This window comes from Paenibacillus sp. 1_12 (genome assembly GCF_900114475.1).
GTDB lineage: Bacteria > Bacillota > Bacilli > Paenibacillales > NBRC-103111 > Paenibacillus_S.
The window spans coordinates 1-2,420 of record NZ_FOTE01000060.1; the positions used below are offsets into that span (position 1 = coordinate 1).

At 45.0% G+C, this 2,420-nt stretch carries 2 protein-coding genes and 1 pseudogene; 2 read left to right on the plus strand and 1 reads right to left on the minus strand.

The genetic code is table 11. The features are described 5' to 3' along the window. Positions 1 to 297: 297 nt before the first annotated feature. The gene (locus tag BM210_RS34095; RefSeq protein WP_091177102.1) at positions 298 to 495 is read left to right on the plus strand and encodes a hypothetical protein; all 198 of its coding nucleotides are present in this window, start codon (positions 298 to 300) and stop codon (positions 493 to 495) included. Then, the gene (locus tag BM210_RS34100; RefSeq protein ID WP_091177103.1) at positions 492 to 1,679 is read left to right on the plus strand and encodes a winged helix-turn-helix domain-containing protein; all 1,188 of its coding nucleotides are present in this window, start codon (positions 492 to 494) and stop codon (positions 1,677 to 1,679) included. The genes BM210_RS34095 and BM210_RS34100 overlap by 4 nt, the downstream gene beginning before the upstream one ends. A 158-nt stretch (positions 1,680 to 1,837) precedes the next feature. On the opposite strand, the pseudogene BM210_RS34105 reads toward BM210_RS34100, so the two are convergent. Further along, a pseudogene (locus tag BM210_RS34105) lies at positions 1,838 to 2,092 on the minus strand (IS110 family transposase); the annotation flags it as partial. Between the last annotated feature and the right edge of the window lie 328 nt (positions 2,093 to 2,420).

Sequence of the window (2,420 nt, forward strand, 5' to 3'; positions counted from 1 at the left end):
CTTTTTTATCGGGAAATGAAGCTCCACGACATTGTCTGGGTCATCGGGACCTTTTGAAATTTTCATCGGTGTTTCAAAACCTAAATTTTAAAAAATGGCAACCGAACCCAAGTCACTGAAAAAGAGGACTGGACATCTGCACAAAATAGTGGTTTTTGTACATATGTACTGATAGGCGTTAAGCTTAGGGGCAGTTATTTTTCAATAGCTCTTGTTTTTATGCTCGAGACAATGGTAACATTTAATGGGAACATGTGTTTGTTTTTTTGTGTTTTCCAACGGATAGGGGGAATAGGCGTGGTTGAAATCATTGAAAAAGAGCAATTTTCGGTTATTGGAAAATTAGGAAGGGGGTTTGCTAATGAAGCTCCCCAATGGATACCATCATTATGGAAAGAAGCAAATAGTAACTTTATTGAGATAAGCAACCTCGCCATCCATCATCATTTGCAAGCTACTCCCGTTTGTTTCGTTAAGGAGCCGATGTGTACATGATCCAATTGACGAACCGCCAGGCACGGCAATTTCTGCTATTGAAGCACGGGCTGTTGGGCGAATATCAATTTACCGGAAAGCAGGGAGTATTGGATTTTGTGCGGCAGGTCGGCTGTATTCAATACGATCCCATCGATGTTTGCGGAAAAAACGCCGAACTGGTGTTGCAGTCGAGATTCAAAGGATTTACCAAGAACATGCTCGCCGAGTTGCTGTATCAAGATAGAAGCCTTGTCGATTATCCCGACAAGAATTTGGCCATTATTCCTGTCGTGGACTGGCCGTATTTTGAGCGGTACAGGCAGGCCGCCCGACAACATGCCAAGCGCTATCCCGAAATGGAAGCGTTGATAGAGCAAGTACGGGCTCACATCCAAAATCATGGTGCGCTAAGTTCGGATGATCTAAAATTGGATGGAAATTTCACTTGGCAATCGGCCATCCACTGGAGCAGCGGAAACAATTCATCCCGGTCGGTGCTGGAGCAGATGTACTCGACAGGCGAGTTGATTATACATCACAAAAAAGGAACGCGTAAATATTACGATATCGCCGGGAAGTACATACAGCCAAATCTGCTGAATGCACCGGAGCCGCTGGAGGGCGAGCATGAGCATCACAAGTGGCGGGTACTGCGTCGAATCGGCGCTGTTGGCCTTTTATGGAATCGCGCATCCGATGCCTGGCTGAACATATGGGGATTGAAAGCGGAGCAGCGCAACGAGGTTTTCAGCCAACTCTTGTACGAAGCTCGCATTGTTGCTGTTGCCGTGGAACAATTGAAGGATATACTGTACTGCCGCGCGGAGGACTTGCCGCTTATTGAAGCCGTTCTGCAAAATCCGGCGCCGAAATGGCGCTGCGAGCTGATTGCCCCACTAGATAATTTCATATGGGACAGAAAACTGATCAACGTATTGTTTGGATTCGATTACACCTGGGAGATTTACACGCCTGCAATCAAACGGAAATTCGGCTATTATGTGTTGCCTCTAATATACGGAGAAAGCCTAATCGGACGAGCCGAGGTAATCGCGGAGCGAAAAGCCGGGACGCTCGTTGTTAAAAACATCTGGTACGAGAACGACATAAAGCCAACAAAGCAATTGCGAACAGCCTTGAACAATTGCTTTCAAAATTTTGCATTATTCAACGGATGCGAGACATTTCGACAGAGTCTATGAACTGATATTTCCAGTTCCCCGGTAACATTTGCCAACAAGTTTCCGCGTACGAAACAGGTAAGCCGACGCGTCCGGTAGCGCCGTTGTATGTGTACATGAGTTTCTAGTGGGGGGTTCAAGCGCGGGGGATAAACTAAACCAGCTAATTTTTGGTCTGTATCTTGGAAATCTGATTTGCTTTTTAGTAATGCATAAATCCAATGTAAAAGCTTATTTAGAACACAAGCGATGATGGCTACCCTGAAGGGTTTACCTTCATTTCGTTTCTTATCGTAAAACTCTCTTAACCTTTTATTTCGTGGGATAATTTCTTCTGTCGTTTTCTTTTTACGAGCATCACGTATCCCGCATACTACTGCCATATATAAGGCGTGTCTTAGAAGTCTGCGTAAACCGCGGGCTCTTTTAGTTATCGGACAATGTCCCATTGCCGACGATTATGTTTCTAATCATAACAAGGGATCAAGTAGTGAGAGCTCATCTTGTTGCTGAAGGGCCAAGAAGTAGGTGTATAGGTCTGAGCAATTTAACCATGTTATCAGCCGTTATAAACTAATAAGCCTAATGTTTTTATTGGATTAGTCTACGTGTGCCGTTAAGCTCCCTCGAAATGATTCAGTTTCCTCACTCAAACTCATGAATTCGCAGGATTTCACCCTGCAGTAAATGTGAGAGAAGAGGACTTGTAGGAGCTGATGGATTGGGGATCGTAGCAAGGGCGTGCGGAAACAAAGGTGCGGT